Consider the following 24,725-nt stretch of genomic DNA (forward strand, 5'->3'; position numbering starts at 1 on the left):
TTATCTGTATAAAGTGAAATGTCCAACAAACTCTCTTGCATCTTTCTCGTCATTTAGTTTAAGAACATACCAGTAATCACCTGAAGGTAATTCTTCGCCATTGTATCTACCATCCCATTTTTGACCGTAGTGGTATTTAGCGATTTCACGTCCGTATCTGTCGAAAATTGAGAATATTAAATTTGTATAAATGTTTGTACATCCAGGTCCCCATCCAGTATAGTAAGTACCGTCTGGTGTGAAATAATTAGGTAAACATACATCTACATACTTAACATTTATAGTTTTCTTGTCTGTACAACCGTTTTTATCTCTTACCGTGATAGTGTAATCATCTGTTTTATAGATCGTGAATTTATTTTCAGAACTAAAGTTGATACCATCTATACTGTATTCATAATCTCCGCTTCCGCCAGTAGCTGTTGCTGTGATCACGTTCCAAACACCTTTCTCTTCAGATAATGTTAATACTAACGGATTAACAACTTTTATAATAAAACTTGTATCTGCAGTACATCCGTTTGTATGTCTCACTTTGATTGTGTGATTACCCGGAGTAAGACCTGTAAAGATGTTATTCATTTGCCATGGACCACCGTCTAAACTGTAATCAATCTCAGAATGATCTCCGTCATAACCAGGATCTACTGTTACCATATTTGAAGCTGCATTGTTCACACAGTCATAGTTAACTTCGTTCGTTGGTTTAAGCGTTACTGCTTCATCCATTGCGATGTCTACCTGACCGTTACAACCTGATGCATCTACGAAGTAAACAATATGAAGACCTCCTGACAGATTATCGAAATCAAATGTTGTCTGACCTGCAGTACCTTTAACAAATGGTCCTGTTTCAGAATCAATACTTACACTATAATCTAATGTACCTCCTGAAAGTATAATACTAAATGCACCATCTTTCTCACCTGCACATGTTTCTGGGAATAAAGTACCATCTACTAATGCTCCTGTTAATGGCGCTGGTTCTTTTACTTCAACATCTTTGATGAAAATATAACATTCATTTTCGTCTTGAACTAATACATCATAGAAACCTGGTTTCAAGTTTTCAAATACGTTTTTGTCAAAGAACTGTCTGAATTCAGGTTCGATAGCATATTTATATACTCCTGTTCCACCTGCCGCATTTACAGTAATTTTTCCATTATTGAAACCATTACATGTAACATTTGTTGGTATCGCTTCAGCTGATAATACAATGTTAGGTTCTGATATTTCAACTACTGCTGAGTTCAATGAACAATCAGAACTTTCTAGTTTTACTATGTATTTTCCAACTGGCAATCCAGTAAATACTCCCGGAGTAACCTGTGCTGGTGCTGGCGTAATAGCTACTCCAGCAGCGTCTAGCAATGTATAAACATAGTTTCCTAAACCTCCAGTTGCTATAGCTGTAATTGTACCTTCGGCACTTCCTTTACATTTGATATCTACATCTACAAGAGTTGTAAAATCTAATTTTGGCACTACCGGAACGTTAACGATGTTTGATACAGTGCTAACGCAACCACTTTGGTCTTTTACAAAATATTGGTAGTCTTTACTTACAGTTGTTTTTGGCAATGTAATATCTATACTTCCATTAAATGAAGCTGAGTAATTTATTCCGTCTTCACTATAGTAATATGGTGCATTTCCACCAGTAACTGTAAGTTTCAAGATTGGTACTAATTGACATGTTTCATTTCTAGATATCGCTAACGAAGGTTTTACTTCTGTTGGCTGATCAATTACTACTTTGTTAGAAATTGCTTCACAAGTCCAGGTATCTTTTGCAGTTACTGTATAAGTTCCTGCTTTTAATCCTGTAAATTGATTAGTTCCTTGCGATTGTCCAACGATTACAGTTCCATCAGCTAATACACCGTTTAATGTATAAGTATAATTTCCTGAACCTCCAGTTACTAAGTCAATAGTCACAACTCCGTTCTCATTATCAAAACAAGTTAACATTGGTGTTGCACTTATCTGAATAGCTATTGGTTTTGGGTTTGTCAATTTAGCATCAACAAATGCTTCACAACCACGGCTGTCTTTAACAAAAACAGTATAATCTCCTGCTGTTAAATTCTCAAATACTGGTGAAGTACTATAAGCTTTTACAATTGTTGCACCTAATCTTAACTCATATAAATAGTCACCTGGCCATCCTCCTGTTGCTGATGCAGTTATCACACCATCTTTATTACCTGCAAGACAAGTAATCTCTGATTGTGTTTTAGTTGCTACTAAAGCAGCTGCTGCCTGATCTATCGTAAATGTATTTGTTACCGTACAAGAAGGACCGTTAATATCGATCAATGTAGCTGAAACTGTATACACTCCCGCTTTTAATCCTGAAACCAAAATTGGTCCCGCAGAAGTTGTCGTTCCAGAACTTGGTACCGGACCTGTAATTACATAAGTAAATGGTCCTGCGTCATTTGTTGGAACTAATTGGTTATCAACAAAAGTCAAATTAACACTTCCGTCTGCATCTCCATAACATAATTCGTCTTTCAATGGTTTAACATCAATCTTGAAAGTGTTTGGATCAGATATATAATGGTAATCAGTTATTGTACAACCTGTTGTTGGGTTGAAGACAGTAATTTGATAGTTACCAATTGCTAAGTCTTTGAATAATCCTGTTGAATTAGTTTCACTAAAGACTGTTCCGTTTACTCCAGTTAGCGTATAGCTTAGTGAAGTTGGTGTACCTCCTGTTGTCGCAACAGAAACCTGAATTGTTTGGTTTGCAAGACAAGTAATTGGTTTAACAATTGCCACATTAACTTTATCCATTGTTATGAATGAGTCAATAATAATTGGAGTTGTCCAAGAACCTTCACAACCTTTATCATCAAATACTCTTACGGTATAAGAACCACCTGCAAGATTAAATTCTGTATAAGTATTAGAATCAGTGTTTTGAACCACTACTCCGTTTCTACTAAACTCATAACGAACATATTTTCCAGAACCTTCAACAACTGAATTAACAGTAATTGTTGCGAAGTTTACTGTGTTTGAACCTGTTGTACATTTGAATGATGTCACAACCGGAGCATTCACCACAATCGCTTTAGGCTGTTTGATTCGTTTATCTACCTGAGCATGGCAACCTCTTCCTGAAGTAACCAATACTGTGTAATCTCCAGCTTCAAGGTTATCAAATACATTTGATTCCTGAGGACCTTTACTTACTGCAGTACCACCAACAGTAGTTCCTGTTAAAGTATAAGTATAAACCGGATTGTCATTTACTCCATCTTTAACCGGATCAAGGTTAACGATAATTAATCCATCAGAACCTCCATTACAAGAAACATCGTTACCAGTTAAACTTAAACCTGTAATTTCTGTTGCTTTTTTCAATTCAACAATTACAGTATCTGTACAACCATACACAAGGTCTCTTACTAAAATTGTATGAGTTCCTGCAGGCATATTGCTGAATGTCGCAGTAGTTCCAACCACAACCGGGATATAAGCCGCAGAAGAATATTTGTAACTTCCTGAACCTCCCGTCGCTTTAGCGATTATAATTCCGTCTTGGAAATCACAACTTGGTAAAGCTTTAGTTTCTACTTGTAAATCTAAAGCGCCTTCAATAACAACCGCTGCATTTACAGTTGTTGTACATCCGTTAGCATCTTTTACTGTAATGTCATAAGATCCTGGAGCTGTTACAACAAATTTAGGATCTGTTTGGAAATTACCTCCAATACTATATTGTAACGGAGCTACTCCTGAAGCCGAAACTATAAATTCATATGTTCCTGCCGGACTTGCACATTGGCTTGTAACACTTGCAGTAATAGCACTTGGTAGTGGATCTACTGAAATAGTTTGCTGTTGTGCAGCTGGTGAACATCCGTTAAGATCTTTCACATAAACATCCCAAACCAGATCTGTACCATTGTTAGTATCAACCACAATTTTGTTATCTGCGCTGAAAGTTGTTGGAGCTGGTCTACCTGCAACAACCGCTGCATAACTGTAAGCCTGTGTTCCACCTGTAGCAGTTACAGTAATCGTCGCATTTTTATTGTCACAACTAATATTTGTTGCAACAGTACTAAATGTAAGCGCTGCACTTGGTTGTTTGATTTCAAAATCAACTACACTGTCTGTACATCCAGAAGTTCTGTCAGTTACTGTGAAAGTATATTTACCGGCAGTTAATCCAGTGTATGTAATAACATCACCTGTTTGTGTAAATGTTCCATTATTTGGAATTAATCCAAAATCATAATTATTAGCTGTAATATAATTACTTACTGTAAATGCAATTGATCCTGTTGATCCTGCATTACATAATACATCACTTAATAATTGAGCTTCAACATTAATTTCACTTGCTTTTTTAACAATAATCGAATTTGTTGTGCTACAACCATTAGCATCTGTAACTTCTATTACATATGTATCAGGTAATAAACCAGCAAAACTATTTACTGCACTTGGTACGGTCGCTGAAGCTGCCGGACTAATTATAGCATATTTATATGGTGCAACTCCTCCAACAATAGTTGTTGGATCTACAGAAATTGTTGTCACACCACCTGCAGTTTTACAGTAAATTGGTGTTGCAGCAATAACAAATTTAGTAGGTGGAGTATAAGGAACAACTGTTGCTGATCCTGAAGCTCTACAACCATTAAAGTCTACTACTACATAATTAATTGTTCCTGAAGCATTCATTGTATGAACTGGAGAACTTCCAAAAGTTACTCCATTATCAAAACTATAGCTGTATGGTGATGTACCATCAGTAGCTGTTAATGTGATGAAAGCATCTTGTGCAGTATTTGTTGTACTACATGTAAATGGTGTTACCACATTTGATACTTTCAATGTCTCAGGCTCGTTGATTGTAACATCAACCGGAAGCGATGGACATTTTTTTGCATCTCTAACTACGATAGAATAAGTACCTGCTTTTAATCCAGGGAAAACATTCAATGAACTAAATGTACCTCCATCAATACTGTATTCATAAGGCGCAACTCCATTTGAAGCTGTAACAGTTATACTACCGTTAGAATCTCCTTTACATCTTACATCAATCTGAGTAGTTGTAAATGTTGAAGTTGTAATTGGTGTAATAACTACTGGTATAGAAACTGCATCACATTGACCATCATTAACTTTGAACGTATAAGTTCCTGCTACTGTTGGTTTGTAAGGCGATGTAACCGTAGTATAAGCACCTCCATCTTTAGACACTTGGAAAGTAGGATATATTCCTGTTCCCTGAGTTGCCAATAATGTAATTGTAGCATCATTTGTTGTACAATTCAAATCTTGTACAAGTGTTGCTTGTAATAACAATTCTTGTTTTAATGTATATTTCGCATGTGCAATACAACCATTTCCGTCTTTAATATAGAAGTCGTAAGTTCCTGGTGCATTCAATGTGAAATTAGGACTTGGGTAATATCCGTTTCCAATGCTGTACATTGGTGGATTTACGATATCCGGATCAGTAGTTCCATTAATTTTAATTGGAACCGGACCACCTGTATAACAGTATTTATCTGTAATAACATCTATTGTTGGTGCGTCGTCTTTTGTAATTGTTATTGCTAATTTACCAGTACAAATCAAGTTTGCATCTTGTACATAAACATCCCAATTAGGACCTTTTGCAAAATCTAAAACAGCAAAGTCATCAGCAAAATAATCTCCCGCAACTGGTGTTGCTCCAGAAACAACAAACGCATATTTGTACGCTGGTGTTCCACCAATTCCTTGTACTTTAACTATAGCACCTGAATAACAATTTGCTGCAGTTTGAGAAATTACTTTCACATCAAGAACGGCTGGCTCGCCAATCTTAATTGTTGCAGTGTTTTTACATCCTGTAACATTGTCTGTCACTTCTAATGTATAAGTTCCCGCAACAAGTCCTGTTACTGTAACTACTTTACCAGCCTGAGATACTATTCCTGTTCCTGCAATAAGTACTGCTGAATAAGTTCCTGTGAAACTATCAACATTGAATTTCGCTGAACCATTTGCTCCACCATTACAAGAAGGATCAGTAGTTGATCCTGCAGAAACCGTAATGACTACTGCTGGTTTTACAATATATGATTCCTGATAAGTACATCCGTTTGCATCAGTTACCTGGAATACATAAGGAGCATTGTTTGGTGCTAATCCTGCAAATATATTTGATGGTTGTTTAGTTACTACAATTGGAGATAAAATCTCATATTGAAGTGTACCAACTCCATTTTTAACATTACTGATTGTAACTGTACTTGTTTGTCTACCAACTGGCTGACAGAATACAAGAGTTCCTGCAATGTCCATATCTGTTGGAGCATTTAATGCCGGAACATTAACTCCATCTGTCAATGTGAATTTACATCCATTGGCATCCATTACATAAACATTGAATTTTATTCCTGCGTATGTTTCAAAAGTATTATCAGTTGAGTAATTAAGTCCTCCATCATAACTAAATTGATATGGTGAAGTTCCGCCTATTCCTGTTACTGTAACTTCTGCTTTTGTTGGTGCATTACTAGTAGTACACAACAATTTAGTTGTTATTGCTGAAGTTGCTGATAATGGTGTAGGTGTACCAACTGCTGCTGGAATTAACACCGAAATACATTCTTTAGCATCTTTAACTTCAACATTATGTGGACCTGCTGCCAATCCTTTGAATACATTAGAAGTTTGGAAAACTCCTCCGTCGATTCTATATTGGTAAGGCAAGATTCCGTTTGAAGCTGTTACTGTAACTGTTCCGTTACTATCTCCAGAACAAATTACACCTGTTGCAACTATGCTAGCCGTTGGAACTGTTTTAGGAGTTACGATTACAGCATTAGATACCGCAGGACATCCCTGAGAATCTGTTACTCTAAAAGTATATGTTCCATCAACTGTTGCAACGTAAGGCAATGTTGTGAATGCAGTATATCCACCTGCATTGATTTTTACCTCATAAAGATTATATGTTCCTGTTCCTCCTTTTGGAGTTAATCTAATAGAAGCATCTTTTGTACATGTTAAATCCTGATCTAAGTCTGCTTGTAAAAACACTTGTGGTTTTACTATAAAACTTACTTGGTTTGATTTACATCCGTTACCGTCAATGATACCAAATACATAAGTTCCCGCACCTTTTACTGTATAAGTAGTATCTGGTATTACAACACCATTCAGTGTATATTTTGCAGGAGCTACAGCTACTGTAGATAATGCCGCCAAATCAATAACAACATCTGATCCAACATAACATATTGATGCCGGCATCGCAATTGATGGCGCTGCATCTTTAGTAATTGATACTGCAAATGGTGTTGTAATTACACAACCATTAGCATCTTTTACATAAACTTTCCAGTTGAAAGAAGAACCGGCAGTACTTAAAAATGCCGTATCTGATGTTGTATATGCACCTGGTCCAGTTGCTGTTGCAAGTACAAATGAATACTCATAAGGTGCAACTCCTCCAGAAGCTAATACCTGAACTTTAGCTTTATTATCACAATTTTCCGGTACATTGGCAATAAGTGACAATGATAATGCCGGGTTTTGAATAACATTTACTGAAGCCGGAGCTGTACAACCTGTAACTTCATCAGTAACTATAATACTTTGCGTACTTGCAGCACTTAATCCTGTAATTGAGATTGTTTTACTTGTTTGTCCTGTTACCGGAGTTCCTGAGTTAAGTACATAACTGTAAGTACCTGTAAAGTTTCCTACTGTAAATAATACCGCTCCGTTAGCACCTGGGTTACAAGTTACATCGCTAACTACTGTTCCCGAAACTGTAATGTTTACAGCTGGTTTTACAATATAAGAATCCTTATAAGTACATCCGTTTGCATCTGTAACCTGGAATACATAAGGATCTGCACTTGGTGCCAATCCTGCAAATACATTTGATCCTTGTTTTATTCTTACAATTGGAGATAAAATCTCATATTGAAGTGTACCAACTCCGTTAGTCACTGAATTTATAGTAACTGTACTTGTTTGTCTGGCTGCTGGTTGACAGAATACTAGTGTTCCTGTAATGTTCATCGCTGTTGGAGCGTTTAATGCCGGAACATTAACTCCATCTGTCAACGTGAATTTACATCCATTGGCATCCATTACATAAACATCGAATTTAATTCCTGCGTATGTTTCAAAAGTATCATCAGTTGAGTAATTAAGTCCTCCATCATAACTAAATTGGTATGGTGAAGTTCCGCCTATTCCTGTTACTGTAACTTCTGCTTTTGTTGGTGCATTACTAGTAGTACACAACAATTTAGTTGTTATTGCTGAAGTTGCTGATAATGGTGTAGGTGTACCAACTGCTGCTGGAATTAACACCGAAATACATTCTTTTGCATCTTTAACTTCAACATTATGTGGACCTGCTGCCAATCCTTTGAATACATTAGAAGTTTGGAAAACTCCTCCGTCGATTCTATATTGGTAAGGCAAGATTCCGTTTGAAGCTGTTACTGTAACTGTTCCGTTACTATCTCCAGAACAAATTACACTTGTTGCAACTATGCTAGCTGTTGGAACTGTTTTAGGAGTTACGATTACAGCATTAGATACCGCAGGACATCCCTGAGAATCTGTTACTCTAAAAGTATATGTTCCATCAACTGTTGCAACGTAAGGCAATGTTGTGAATGCAGTATATCCACCTGCATTGATTTTTACCTCATAAAGATTATATGTTCCTGTTCCTCCTGTTGGAGTTAACTTAATAGAAGCATCTTTTGTACATGTTAAATCCTGATCTAAGTCTGCTTGTAAAAACACTTGTGGTTTTACGATAAAACTTACTTGGTTTGATATACATCCGTTACCGTCAATGATTCCAAATACATAAGTTCCCGCACCTTTTACTGTATAAGTAGTACCTGGTATTACTACACCGTTTAGTGTATATTTTGCAGGAGCTACAGCTACTGTAGATAATGCTGCCAAATCAATAACAACATCTGATCCAACATAACATATTGATGCCGGCATCGCAATTGATGGTGCTGCATCTTTAGTAATTGATACTGCAAATGGTGTTGTAATTACACAACCATTAGCATCTTTTACATAAACTTTCCAGTTGAAAGAAGAACCGGCAGTACTTAAAAATGCCGTATCTGATGTTGTATATGTACCTGGTCCAGTTGCTGTTGCAAGTACAAATGAATACTCATAAGGTGCAACTCCTCCAGAAGCTAATACCTGAACTTTAGCTTTATTATCACAATTTTCCGGTACATTGGCAATAAGTGACAATGATAATGCCGGGTTTTGGATAACATTTACTGAAGCCGGAGCTGTACAACCTGTAACTTCATCAGTAACTATAATACTTTGCGTACTTGCAGCACTTAATCCTGTAATTGAGATTGTTTTACTTGTTTGTCCTGTAACCGGAGTTCCTGAGTTAAGTACATAACTGTAAGTTCCTGTAAAGTTACCTACTGTAAATAATACCGCTCCGTTAGCACCTGGGTTACAAGTTACATCGCTAACTACTGTTCCCGAAACTGTAATGTTTACAGCTGGTTTTACAATATAAGAATCCTTATAAGTACATCCGTTTGCATCTGTAACCTGGAATACATAAGGATCTGCACTTGGTGCCAATCCTGCAAATACATTTGATCCTTGTTTTATTCTTACAATTGGAGATAAAATCTCATATTGAAGTGTACCAACTCCGTTAGTTACTGAATTTATAGTAACTGTACTTGTTTGTCTCGCTGCTGGTAGACAGAATACTAGTGTTCCTGTAATGTTCATCGCTGTTGGAGCGTTTAATGCCGGAACATTAACTCCATCTGTCAACGTGAATTTACATCCGTTAGCATCCATTACATAAACATCGAATTTAATTCCTGCGTATGTTTCAAAAGTATCATCAGTTGAGTAATTAAGTCCTCCATCATAGCTGTATTGGTATGGTGTAGTTCCACCTGCTCCAACTACTGTTACTACAGCTTTTGTTGGCGCATTGTCTGTCGTACATAACAATTTAGCTGTTATTGATGAAGTTGCTGATAATGGTGTAGGTGTACCAATTGTTGCCGGAAGATTCTTCTCACACAATTTAGCATCTCTAACAGTTACCACATAAGCATTACTAGCTGGTAAATTATCGAATACGTTTGAATCCTGGAAAGCCCAAGTTGTTGCACCATTAACCAATTGGTATTTATATGGTCCAACTCCTGAAGTTACATTAACTGTAATTTTTCCGTTTGAATTTCCTGAACAAGTAACATCTAGTGGGTCTACAGTGAAAACAATTGCTGGAATTGCATCTAAAGTAAACTTCGTATCAACACTACAAGTTGTTGTATTACCAAGGTCTGTAATTCTAAAGATATAATTTCCTGTAACACTTGTATCAAGAACATTAGTTGGCATTGTATTCCAACTTCCTCCATTAGCAGAATACTCATACTTATAAGTTGGTCCATAACCACCTGAAGCTGTCAAAGTAATCTTAGCATCCGGAGTTCCTGAACAATCAATGTCTTTAGTCAAGTCAACACCTAATTCTAATTTTGGTTTAACCTCATAATTTATAGAAGCTGTACATCCTTTACCGTCTTTGATAACCAAATTGTAGATTTTCGCAGCATTCAATGTGAAGTCTGGAGATGCTTGGAAAGCACTTCCATCTACACTATATGTTGCACCACCAACAATTGCAGTATCAACAGTACCAACAATTGTAATTTTAAATGGAGTACTTCCATCATAACAAATTGGTGCCAAAGGAGCAATAGTCGGATCTTTGTATTTATAAACTGTAACTGGTACCTTTTTAATACATCCGTAAGCATCTTTTGTATACACATCGTAAACAATTCCAGCAACACTTCCTGGTCTTGTAAACGTATTTGGAGTTTTCCAATCCGCATCTACATAAGCAGTACCAGAAGCAACTACCTGATAAGTGTATGGCGTTGTTCCATCTTTTGCCTGAGCAGAAATAGTCCCTAAGTTCGTACAGTCTGCAATTGAAGTAGCAGAAGCTGTAAGTGATAATAAAATTGGTGATTGTTTGATGTTAAAGTCTTTAGAAACCACAGAACAACCTTTGTTTGGTCCTGCAACTTCCTTAACTAATACATAATATGTACCCACAGGTAAAGGGCCTAAACTAATACTAGGTGATGTTACACCTGCTGCAATAGTAGTTGATCCAGTTGCTCCTGCAATTGCTACATTAGTAAAAGATTCATAAACCTGATAACTTACATCTACAGAAGATGAATAATTATTTTTAACTTCAAAAGTTACATTTCCATCAGTCTGTCCAGTACATGTAATATTATGTGCTACATTATTAACAATCGATAATGTAGAATTTGATGGAACTGGCTTATCTGCTTGTTGATAATAATAACATTTTGTTACTTCATCATAAACGATAAAAGTATAGGTTACTCCAGGAGTAAGGCCGTAAAAAATTGCTGATTCACTTCCTACTGCAGGAAATTCTCCTATCCATCCACCAACACCATCTGCGGTAAATACTTGTCCAGGTCCTGTATAAATATTGAAATGGTATGGACCATTACCAGTTAATAAACTTCCAACTGTTACAACTGCTTTACCACCAGCAGGAACTGCAGGAGGTCCAACAACAGCTTCACAATTAACCGTTGTTAAATCAATATTAATATCAAGCTTATCTACGGGAGAAGCAACTAAAACGTCTTTTTCGATTACTGAACATCCATTTGCATCTTTAACTCTAATTGTATAGTAACCAAAATCAACTACATTAAAAGTAACTGAAGTTGCTCCAGTATTATTAGGCTCAAATTTATTATAACCATTAAGACCTGTTACGTAATATGTATAAGGTGCTGTTCCACCTACTACACTATCAACAACAACGTTTCCTTTAGAAACTCCACCACTAACTATATCACATGTAATAGGATCTGCGTGAGACGCAACCACAATTTTAGTCGGTTGTTTAATTTCAATATCTTCTGAATAGCTACAACCTTTTGCATCTGTCACTGTAACTACATAAATAGCTGCAGGTAAACCAGATGTTTGTGTTCCATAATCCTGAAGTGTCGCTTTATTTTTTACATTAATTAAAAACGGCGCTACTCCTTGAGTAGGATCAATATTAATAGTTATAGATCCTGAAGTATCTCCAAAACAACTAAGCACTGCTGGAAGTGGTGCCGTGAAATGAGGAGGCGTAGGTGTCGTAATTTGAACCGGTACTGCGATAGTCGCTGTACAGTTACTTACATTGTCTTTTACAGTAAAGATATAATCTGCTGCATCACTTGTCGTGAAAACATTTCCTGCAAAAGTTCCAACTGCTCCAGCTGGTGTACTTGTATAGCTGTAAGTAAAAGAACCGCTTCCGCCACCAATTGTCAAGGTAACTTTGGCTGCTTCTGAACCTACTGTACAAGTAATGTCTTTATTTATTATTGGAGTTATTGTTAATTTATCATAAACAGTAACTGGTGTTGTTGTTTTAGCAATACATCCATTTGCATCTTTAACCCAAACATTATAAATTCCTGCAGTAGTAACTGTGAACGTGTTTGGAGTGTCAAATGAAGTACCGTTTATACTATAAGTGAAAGGTGCTTTTCCAACTCCTACAGCTGTAATAGTATAAGTACCAACTCCTAAACATTGATTAGTAGCCGTAGCTGTAACTGTTGGTACAGCATCTGTAGCAAGCTTAACATCGAATTTTACTTCACATCCGTTAGCATCAACAACATAAGCATCCCAATCAACAATAGCAGGGTCTAAATTAGCCTCATTTGATGATGTTAATGTTCCTTTTGGTGCACCATCATGTACAAATGCATATTTGTAAGCAAGTGTTCCTCCAGCAGCAGTTATAGTAACTTTTGAAGTACCAACTTTACAATTGGCATTTACTTGTGCAAGAGTTGCTGTTAAAGGATTTAATGGCTCATCAATAATAATTGTTGCGCTATTTTTACATCCTGTTGCAGTTGCAGTAACTTCTACTGTGTAAGTTCCCACTGCAACATCTTTCAATAATAAAACATTAGCATCTGTAGCTGATTTTGTAAGCGTACCTGTTCCTAATGTTCCTGCTGTTAAAACAAAAGTATAATCTCCAGCAATAGCAATGTTTGAAATTGTGAACGTACCATTTCCTGTTGATCCTCCTTTACATTTAACATCATTGTTCTTACTACTTGAAATAGCAATTTTTACTGCTGCGTTTATCGTAATAACTTTTGTATCAAAACATCCGTTAGCATCTGTAACCTTGAAAGTATAACTTCCCGGAGCTAACCCATTGAATACATTTGAAGCTTGTTGTGCAATTATTGCCGTAGATGGCGCAATAGTTTCGTATTTAAGTGCAACAACTCCTGTACCTGCTAAAAGAGTTACCGTTACGTTACTTGATGTTGCTCCTGCCAAACAAGTTATCGTTGATGGCGTAACTTTATCAATTACAGGTGGGTTTAGTTTCGATAAAATAGCTGATCCTGTAGCGATACATCCGTTAGCGTCTTTTACAGAGTAATTAACAGTTTGATTCGTTCCGTTATCATCTACTAATAAAGTATTGTTTCCAGAATATCCTCCACCATTAAAACTGTATTGGTATGGTGAAGTTCCAGTTGTTGGAAGGTTGATTACAACTTTCCCTTGAACATTTGTATTTGTAGTGCTACACGCAAATGGTGTAACTGTTGAACTAATAGCTAAAACAGTTGGCTGAGTAATAGTAACCGCAACACTTGCAGGACACCCTTTACTGTCTTTTACATAGAAAGTATATGATCCAGCGCCTAAACCTGTAAAGGTAGCACTTGGTCCAAAGCCTGTTGTAGCATTGTTACTATATGAATATCCGCCTGAACCGCCTGTACCCTTTATAGTAACTGATCCGTCAAGTTTTCCGTTACAGCTTACATTGCTTTGTGCAACAATTGAACCTGTTGGATTTGAAATCGAAAGTATCGTTTCGGTTACTACAACCGTACATAAATTAGCATCGGTTACTCTTATTTTAAATGTTCCTGCAACTGATGTTGTATAAACATTTGATCCCATTGCAGAATACGAAGTTCCTCCGTTTGTTGAAACCTCATATTTATATGGTGTTTTTCCTCCTGTTGGAGTAACTGTAATTGTAGCATCTGGAGTTGTTGAACAATCCAGTTCTTTGATAGCTGTAGTAGCTGTTAACTGGTCATAAACCGTAACTGGCGCAGCCGAAGCCGGACATTGATTACCGTCTTTTACCCAAACTGTATAAGTTCCCGCAACAACAGTGAAAACATTATTTGTAGAGAATGCACCGTTTACTCCGTTGATTCCATAAGTCAATGTTCCTGTTCCGCCTGTACCTGTAGCAGTAATGGTAAATGTATTTCCTGATCCTGTACATTGGTTGTCTACTTTGGCAGTAACTGTTGGTGTTGGATCTGTATCAATTTTTACAGGATACTTAGCAGTACATCCGTTTGCATCCATTACAAATACAACCCAATTTACATCAAGTCCAGTATTAGTATCTACTGATAATGTTGCACTTCCAGTATAAGCTGCTGCCAAAGGATCTGCAGCACCTTGTTTAACTACAGCATATTTGTAAGCTGTTGTTCCACCAACCGGACTTGCCGTAATCGTTGATGTAAACTTATTACATGTAATATTTGTAGCAGTTGCTGTAAGACTTAAACCTAAAACTGGCTCGTCAATAATAATTGTTGCTGTGTTTTTACATCCAGTTGAGTTAGAAGTAACTTCTACTGTGTAAGTTCCTTTTGCAACATTTTTCAATACTAAAACATTAGCATCAGTAGCTGATTTTGTAAGCGTTCCTGTTCCTAATGTTCCTGCTGTTAAAACAAAAGTATAATCTCCAGGAGTAGCAACGTTTGAAATTGTAAACGTTCCATTTCCAGTTGATTCTCCTTTACATTTAACATCATTGTTTTTGTTTCCTGAAATAGCAATTTTTACTGCTGGGTTTATCGTAATAACTTTTGTATCAAAACATCCGTTAGCATCAGTAACCTTGAAAGTATAACTTCCCGGAGCTAACCCATTGAATACATTTGAAGCTTGTTGTGCAATTATTGCCGTAGATGGCGCAATAGTTTCGTATTTAAGTGCAACAACTCCTGTACCTGCTAAAAGAGTTACCGTTACGTTACTTGATGTTGCTCCTGCCAAACAAGTTATCGTTGATGGCGTAACTTTATCAATTACAGGTGGATTTAATTTCGATAAAATAGCTGATCCTGTAGCGATACATCCGTTAGCGTCTTTTACAGAGTAATTAACAGTTTGATTCGTTCCATTATCATCTACTAATAAAGTATTTGTTCCAGAATATCCTCCACCGTTAAAACTGTATTGGTATGGTGATGTTCCAGTTGTTGGAAGGTTGATTACAACTTTCCCTTGAACATTTGTATTAGTTGTGCTACACGCAAATGGTGTAACTGTTGAACTAATAGCTAAAACAGTTGGCTGAGTAATAGTAACCGCAACACTTGCAGGACATCCTTTACTGTCTTTTACATAGAAAGTATATAATCCAGCACCTAAACCTGTAAAGGTTGCACTTGGTCCAAAGCCTGTTGTAGCATTGTTACTATATGAATATCCGCCTGAACCGCCTGTACCTTTTATAGTAACTGATCCGTCAAGTTTTCCGTTACAGCTTACATTACTCTGTGTAACAATTGAACCTGTTGGATTTGAAATTGAAAGTATCGTTTCCGTTACTACAACCGTACATAAATTAGCATCGGTTACTCTTATTTTAAATGTTCCTGCAACTGATGTTGTATAAACATTTGATCCCATTGCAGAATAACTAGTTCCTCCGTTTGTTGAAACCTCATATTTATATGGTGTTTTTCCGCCTGTTGGAGTAACTGTAATTGTAGCATCTGGAGTTGTTGAACAATCCAGTTCTTTGATAGCTGTAGTAGCCGTTAACTGGTCATAAACCGTAACTGGCGTAGCCGAAGCCGGACATTGATTACCGTCTTTTACCCAAACTGTATAAGTTCCTGCAACAACAGTGAAAACATTATTTGTAGAGAATGCACCGTTTACTCCGTTGATTCCATAAGTCAATGTTCCTGTTCCTCCAGTACCTGTAGCAGTAATGGTAAATGTATTTCCTGATCCTGTACATTGGTTGTCTACTTTGGCAGTAACCGTTGGTGTTGGATCTGTATCAATTTTTACAGGATATTTAGCTGTACATCCGTTTGCATCCATTACAAATACAACCCAATTTACATCAAGTCCAGTATTAGTATCTACTGATAATGTTGCACTTCCTGTATAAGCTGCTGCTAAAGGATCTGCAGCACCTTGTTTAACTACAGCATATTTGTAAGCTGTTGTTCCACCAACCGGACTTGCCGTAATCGTTGATGTAAACTTATTACATGTAATATTTGTAGCAGTTGCTGTAAGACTTAAACCTAAAACTGGCTCGTCAATAATAATTGTTGCTGTGTTTTTACATCCAGTTGAGTTAGAAGTAACTTCTACTGTGTAAGTTCCTTTTGCAACATTTTTCAATACTAAAACATTAGCATCAGTAGCTGATTTTGTAAGCGTACCAGTACCTAATGTTCCTGCTGTTAAAACAAAAGTATAATCTCCAGGAGTAGCAACGTTTGAAATTGTAAACGTTCCATTTCCAGTTGATTCTCCTTTACATTTAACATCATTGTTTTTGTTTCCTGAAATAGCAATTTTTACCGCTGCGTTTATCGTAATAACTTTTGTATCAAAACATCCGTTAGCATCTGTAACCTTGAAAGTATAACTTCCCGGAGCTAATCCATTGAATACATTTGAAGCTTGTTGTGCAATGATTGCCTGAGATGGCGCAATAGTTTCGTATTTAAGTGCAACAACTCCTGTACCTGCCAAAAGAGTTACCGTTACGTTACTTGATGTTGCTCCTGCCAAACAAGTTATCGTTGATGGCGTAACTTTATCAATTACAGGTGGGTTTAGTTTCGATAAAATAGCTGATCCTGTAGCGATACATCCGTTAGCGTCTTTTACAGAGTAATTAATTGTTTGATTCGTTCCATTATCATCTACTAATAAAGTATTGTTTCCAGAATATCCTCCACCATTAAAACTGTATTGGTATGGTGATGTTCCTGTTGTTGGAAGGTTGATTGCAACTTTTCCTTGAACATTTGTGTTTGTAGTACTACACGCAAATGGTGTAACTGTTGAACTAATAGCTAAAACTGTTGGCTGAGTAATAGTAACCGCAACACTTGCAGGACATCCTTTACTGTCTTTTACATAGAAAGTATATGATCCAGCACCTAAACCTGTAAAGGTTGCACTTGGTCCAAAGCCTGTTGTAGCATTGTTACTATATGAATATCCGCCTGAACCGCCTGTACCTTTTATAGTAACTGATCCGTCAAGTTTTCCGTTACAGCTTACATTACTCTGTGTAACAATTGAACCTGTTGGATTTGAAATTGAAAGTATCGTTTCCGTTACTACAACCGTACATAAATTAGCATCGGTTACTCTTATTTTAAATGTTCCTGCAACTGATGTTGTATAAACATTTGATCCCATTGCAGAATAACTAGTTCCTCCGTTTGTTGAAACCTCATATTTATATGGTGTTTTTCCGCCTGATGGAGTAACTGTAATTGTAGCATCTGGAGTTGTTGAACAATCCAGTTCTTTGATAGCTGTAGTAGCCGTTAACTGGTCATAAACCGTAACTGGCGTAGCCGAAGCCGGACATTGATTACCGTCTTTTACCCAAACTGTATAAGTTCCCGCAACAACAGTGAAAACATTATTTGTAGAGAATGCACCGTTTACTCCGTTGATTCCATAAGTCAATGTTCCTGTTCCTCCAGTACCTGTAGCAGTAATGGTAAATGTATTTCCTGATCCTGTACATTGGTTGTCTACTTTGGCAGTAACCGATGGTGTTAGATCTGTATCAATTTTTATAGGATACTTAGCTGTACATCCGTTTGCATCCATTACAAATACAACCCAATCCACAATAGTACCATTTACGGTATTTACTGATAATGTTGCTCCTGCCGCATAAGCTGCTGATACAGGATCTGCAGCATTCTTTTGAACAACTGCATATTTGTAAGCTGGTGTTCCACCTGCTCCAACTGCAGTAATTGTCGATGTAAATTTACTACATGTAATATTTGTAGCAGTTGCTGTAACTGAAACTGCAATAGCAGGCTGTGTCAATTTTACAACATAAACTGCCTGACATTTTGTTAATCTATCCGTTACTGTAATAGTATAATCATCAGCTGCTACCGCAGAAGTAACTGTAATTGTTGTAGTCGCTGCTGATACACCATTTGCTTGTTGAATAGTAGTACCTGCAACATTTTTAATTACATAATCATACCCGCTGGTTTTAATACCACCAACTGTAAACTGAATTGTTCCTGTACCTCCAAAACATTTAATTGTAGTTAAAACTGATCCACCAGCTGTTATGTCTGATGTCCCTTTTACTACATAACTTATTGTTGCTGTACATTTTGTTTTACTGTCTGATGCCTCAAAAGTATAACTTCCCGGAGCCAATGGTTTAAAGTCTCCTGTTGTATTACTTGCTGTATTATATCCAGCCGGACCTGCAGTAATTCTGTAAGAAACATTAGTAAGAGCTCCTGCTTTCACAGCTGTAATTGTTACATGTCCTCCCTGAGGAGTTGTAGAACAATCGTATCCATGATCAACAAGATCAATACTTGTAATTGGTTCAAAAGCACCAACGGTAATACTTAATGGTCCAAACTGACAACCATTCTTATCTATTATATATCCTTTTACTACTCCTGCAACAGTTGTAGAATAAAAGTTATCGTCTCCATAATTTGAAGGTCCTGTAAAACTATATTTATAAGGTGCTGTTCCTCCTCCAGCAGTTATTGTAACTACCGCAGGAACGGTTCCTGTTGCACCACATTGAATATCTGTAGTTTTGATAGTTCCTGTAATAGCTGTTGGCTCTGTTAAAGTAATTGATCCTTCATCAGAGATACATCCCTTGTTATCTTTTACTTGATATTTATAAGCAATTCCAGCTTTTAAACCAGTATATTTAATAGTACTTGTAAAACCACTACCATTAAAACTGTATGAATAACCACTTCCTGAACCACCTGAAGCTCCTAATGTAACTTCTCCGGTTGACCCACCAAAACAAACAACATTTACAGGTGTAGCAGTTGCAACTGGTTTTGTAATAGCATCAACTGTTGCCGATGTTGTAGTTACACATCCTTTTGGCGTATTCGAATCTGTGATTTCAAAATAATACGTTCCTGTACCAGGAGCTGGAAAATTAAATGTATTTCCTGTAACGTTTGCACTTGCAGAATAAGTTCCTCCTACTCCAAGTTTGTATTTATATATAAAAGGTGCTTTACCACCTAAAATATCAACTTTAATAGTTGCACCTACCGTATTACAATCTAATGTTTTAGTAACGTTTGCTTTTGCTGTTAACTCATCATTTATTATAATACCACTTATTGTAGTTGTACAATTGTTTCCGTCTCTAACAATAATAGTGTGAGTTCCAACACCAACGTTTGTAAAAGTATTATTGACATCAAAAGCACCACCATCTAAACTATAGTTTAATATGCCTGTACCTGTAGCTTTAACAACTAAAGTTGCTTTATCGCCACTATCATAACATAAATCAGATGTAACATCTAAACTTGCAACTGGTGGAGTTGGTTTGTCAATAACCACTACTGCTGAAATTGCCGATGTACAACCTTTTGAATCACGAGCTAAAACTGTATAACTTCCAGTAGCTACTCCAGCAAATGTTGCTGAATGATTGAATCCCATTCCTGGTACATCAGTTACACCATCTGCTAATTTTAATGCGTATGTATAAGGTCCTACACCTCCTTTAGCATCAGCTGTTATTGTTGCTCCAGTTGTACAAGTTGGCAATGTACTAACAGTAGCTGTTACTGTAACAGGTTGGTTTTCTGTAATTGTTTTTGTAAATGATTTAGAACAAGTTCCTGCTACATCACTTTTTACAATTACTGAATAACTTTTAGCAACTAATTTGTCTATAATAACTGGTGAGGTTGTTGAAGTACTCCAATTAAGTCCTCCATCTATAGAATAAAGGAAGCTACCATTAAAGTTTTGAGCTGTAATTGTTATTTTACCTGTACTTCCTCCGCTACAATCAACGTTTTCAATTACAGGTTCAAGAACAGTAAATGCTTTATTACTATCGATATTAAAATCGAATTTTTTCTCGGTAATACATGATTTAGGCAATTGATATACCTCTATATCATCAACAGCAAAATCAATTCCGTTAACTTGAGAAATTTCAAGTCTTAATACAAAATCTAAAGTTGTATTACTTCCCGGATCAATTGATCTGTTGTATTCTACCCAGCCATTAGTCTTAGGTATCTTTCCAGTAGATTGTGATGATAATGCAGTTCCTGAAGCATTTTGTAATTCAACCGTCAAAGAAGCATCTGGTTGTGTATTACCAATTTTCAATAAATTTGTAGCAAAGAATCTAACCTGAATTGGTTGACCCGGAATAATATCTTTAATAGTTTTTCTATAAAGTACTGCATTATTTGGAATTGCAGTACCAGCATCAACTGCTAAATATCTACCACCAGTTCTACTACCACTAGTATGATCTATTGGATTCTGCCATCCGCTATAAGGATCATTTCGTAAACTACTTGTAACAGTATATTCACCATTAGCAAATAATCTATTTCCGTTACACTTCGTAGCCTCTATTTGTCTTTCCCAACAAAAAGCAGCATTGATCCCAGGAGAAGATCCATCAGGAGATGCAGTATCAGTGTAGGTAAAAGTATCTTTTCCAAAATCTTCTTTTAATAAATTACTATAAGTTGCAGCATCTACTAACTTATATTTTACGGAAATTGTATGTGGACCTGTTATAACATTATCAAATATATTATTTGTAAGTGGTGTATTTGGTTTACCATCTATATAATATTCGTATGTATAATTTTTGCCTCCAGTATTTGTAACTGTTGCAGTAGTTTTTCCTGTTCCGTCACAGTTATAAACTGTTGGTGCTAAATCAATAGTTGGATCTGCTGGTTTGTCATCTAAAATAATATCTGACATTGCAAAAATACACCCTTTACTATCTTTAATATAAACGGTATATTTTCCTGGATTAACATAAGCTTCGCTTACAGCTGACCATGTTTTTTGATCATCAAAACTATAAAGATATCCTGGTGTTCCTCCTTGTGGATTTGTAATTCTGATTTTTCCTTGTTTCTCATTTCCTGTTGGTCCACATCCAGCCAATTCAGATATACCTGCAGAAGCTGTTAAAGCTGAATCTGGTCCTTTAATATCAACATTTACAGCAGGATCAAGACATTCAATACCGTTATAAATATATTTAACTACTACTGAATGGGTACCTGGTCCTAAATTTGTAATTGGAGCAACTGAAGTAAAAGTTCCACCATCAACACTATATGAAACTGCATAACCTGAATTTGCAGGTGCAATATCAACATTAATTACACCATTATTAGCTCCGTAACAATTAACATCATCTGCTTTAAAGGTTACTTTTGGTTTTGGTAAATTAGTAACTTTTATCGTTGGTATTGTTACTGTACAACCATTTGCATCTACAACCACGATATTATAATCACCGGCTGCAGTTACAGGAATTACTGGATTTGTAACAAAGTTTGTGTTTCCATTTACATAATATAAATAATATGGTGGTGGACCTGGTCTTGGAGTTCCTCCTGTAACACTAACTGTAATCTCTCCATCACTACATGCTGTAAGTGTCTTAGTAACTTGCGCAGTAGCTGTTAATCGATAATCAAAAACTTCGATCTCCTGAATAACATTACATCCATTATTGGCAGTAGACATTAAAACCTGATAAACTCCCGGATCAACACCTGTAAAGATAATTCTGTTATTATCTATAAGACCTGAGTTTTGAATTTCGACAGTACTACCTTTCTTTCTAAGAATAAATTTGTATTGCCCCGGCACATTATTAATAGTTGCCGTTATAGTTCCTTGTTGTCCATTACAAAGCGGGTGTGTTGCATCAAGCTTTGTTGTAAAATCAAGTTGCTCAACATTTACATCTACTTTAAATATACAAGCCGAAACTTGTCCAACTTCTAATACCGTTTGTTTTATATTTACTGTATAAGAACCTTTTGCAACATTATTAAAAATATTTGATGCTTGATAATTTGTTCCGTCAAGACTATAAACATATCCTGTATTTGGAAGTGGATTTGTTACTGTAATTGATCCTTTTGTATCACAAATAATATCTTGTTTCTTAGCCGTAGCATCAAGTAAATTTTGATAAACATTAAAATAATACGTAACAACACATGTATTATTACCATAATTTACAACAAGTCTGAATACACCAGCTCTGTCTGCAGTAAATATTGGCCCGTTTGCAATTGTGGTCCAGTTTGTCGCTCCTTCATAAGGACAGCTATCCGGATTAGTGGTTGGGGTTACATCTTTTGTTTCTTGCCATGTGATACTTGTGGCACCTGTGATTTGAGTATCTATGATTCTCTTGTCATTTAGACCACACAAGAATATTTTTGGAAACGGTTTTAAATCTCTAACGCAACCATACGCCAATCCTGTTGCAGGATCAATATTGTCTCCTTTAATTGGATTTTTATTTGTGCTAGCTAAATAATCTATAACATTAAACGTTTGTTTAATAGGTTTACAATTTACAGCTCCACTGTTTTCCACAGTATAAATACCTGGCTTATCTACAGTAACGGATTGATTGTTTCCTCCAAAAACAACTCCGTTTTTATCTTTCCATACATAGGTAGTATAACCATTAGCTGCTTTTAAAACAGCTGTACCACATAAAGAAACATCTCTACTGAATAAACATTTGTCTATACCTACTAAGAAATTGGTTGATGTAGGCTCTCCTACATTACAGGAAGATATACTAGAATAACTACCTTCTCCAAAACCTTCAGGTGTAGTATTTTTTACTCCATAGTATTTAGAAATAGCAGTATTTTTAATTTCATTAGAACAAGCATCCACTAATTCGTTACAGTCTTTTACAACTCTAACTTTAAATTTAAGTGTGTACTCTGCTCCTTTTGCAATAACCAAAGCATCCGGTACTGAAAATACAATTGTTCTAGTTGCCGCATTATAAACAGCCGTAATTCTGGAGTCCATGACCAAAATGTCACTTGTTCCGTTAAAAATTACGTTATTAGGAAGAACATCTGTAATCGTAAAGTTTTTGGCATTATCGTTACCCTCATTCTTGAACTTAATTTCATATCTAAGTTCCTGATCAAGACTTACTGTTTGAGTATTAATATTGTTATCGTCTTTGTCCAGTACATTCTTTCTAAGTACAATTTTTGGTGCAATAATTTCGACCGCCATTGCATTAAAAAACATGAAATAGGAATCCTGCGATGTATTGATTCTAAGTGTAGCACTCGTTTCATCATTTTGCATGACACTATTTTGTACCCCACCTACATTATTATCAAGAGTTACAACACCTGCATCAAACCCTAATGTATTTTTACTATTAGGTGTACGACCTCCCATAATAACATCACCATCAGTAATGGTACTATTAAAAAAGTTTGGTGTACTACCTGTAATTGGTCTCGCTAATGAAGAAATAGCACCCCATACACTCGATGGTTTCCCCCCTATAATTTGAAGACCGTCTCCTTCTAATTTATTATCTCCTTCTAATGCACTAAATGCAAGTTTTACATTTACGTTTCCAAAAGGATTTGTTCTAAACCCGGTAATAGGAATATCCAATGGTGGATCACTACTTCTAATAATACTAAAACCATCAAAGCTTGTAATATACTTACTAGGCAATAATGGATCTTTATAAATTACAAAAATAGACCAACCTGCTGAGTTACCTCCAGGAGAAAATTTACCTTCAGAAGCCATTACGTCGGCTATAGTATATACCCCTTCTTTGGCAGCTTTAACATCTGCTGTAATATCTGCAAAACAAGCATAAGGTAAAGATCCATAAGGACTGTTAACACCCGCAGCAGCTTCATCGTGAATTATAGTTCCGGTAATAGCCTTGTAAGCAGAAGCTGTAGGCGTTTTTAGTCTTACCTGATTGATCTTACTTCTATCAGAATCCTGATAGGTTCCAGACCAGTATAAAGCAGCATATACAATCTCGAAACAAGTTTTACTTGCCGGAGGTATTGTTAATGTTGCAGAACTTGAGTTAAAAGAAGTCTCATTGTCAACATCGATAAATTTCATATTGAAATTATCGTTTACCTGACTTCCACTACCTTGATCGTCGTATTTGTTAATCGGCCTTTCTCCTTTGCCATTATCTCTATTTAAGCTATTGTTTCCAATAACTAAAATGTCTCCATTCAAACTAGTTGTATATCTAGTCGTAAAGCCTTTTCTCAACTGGGCATGTGAAGAAATGCTTAGCAATAAAAATACAACTGCAATTAACGTTTTAAAAATAGTAGTAGGTTTTTTCATGGTCTTCTTTTGTTTTTGGCTTTTACTTTATTCTCCAAGGGGCATTAAAAAATAAATTACAGCACTCTTAAACATTTATAATTATGAACCTTCTTAACTCACAAAGA

1 protein-coding gene is annotated in these 24,725 nt (G+C 36.2%); it reads right to left on the bottom strand.

What is annotated here, in order from left to right; genetic code table 11:
- Positions 1-24,618, bottom strand: a complete 24,618-nt coding sequence (locus tag CLU81_RS12330; RefSeq protein WP_099710083.1) for a T9SS type B sorting domain-containing protein — start codon at positions 24,616-24,618, stop codon at positions 1-3.
- Between the last annotated feature and the right edge of the window lie 107 nt (positions 24,619-24,725).

The organism is Flavobacterium sp. 9 (genome assembly GCF_002754195.1).
GTDB lineage: Bacteria > Bacteroidota > Bacteroidia > Flavobacteriales > Flavobacteriaceae > Flavobacterium.

Coding starts and splice junctions, on each gene's coding strand:
- CLU81_RS12330 (WP_099710083.1), bottom strand. CDS start 24,618: ATGAAAAAACCTACTACTATTTTTAAAACGTTAATTGCAGTTGTATTT.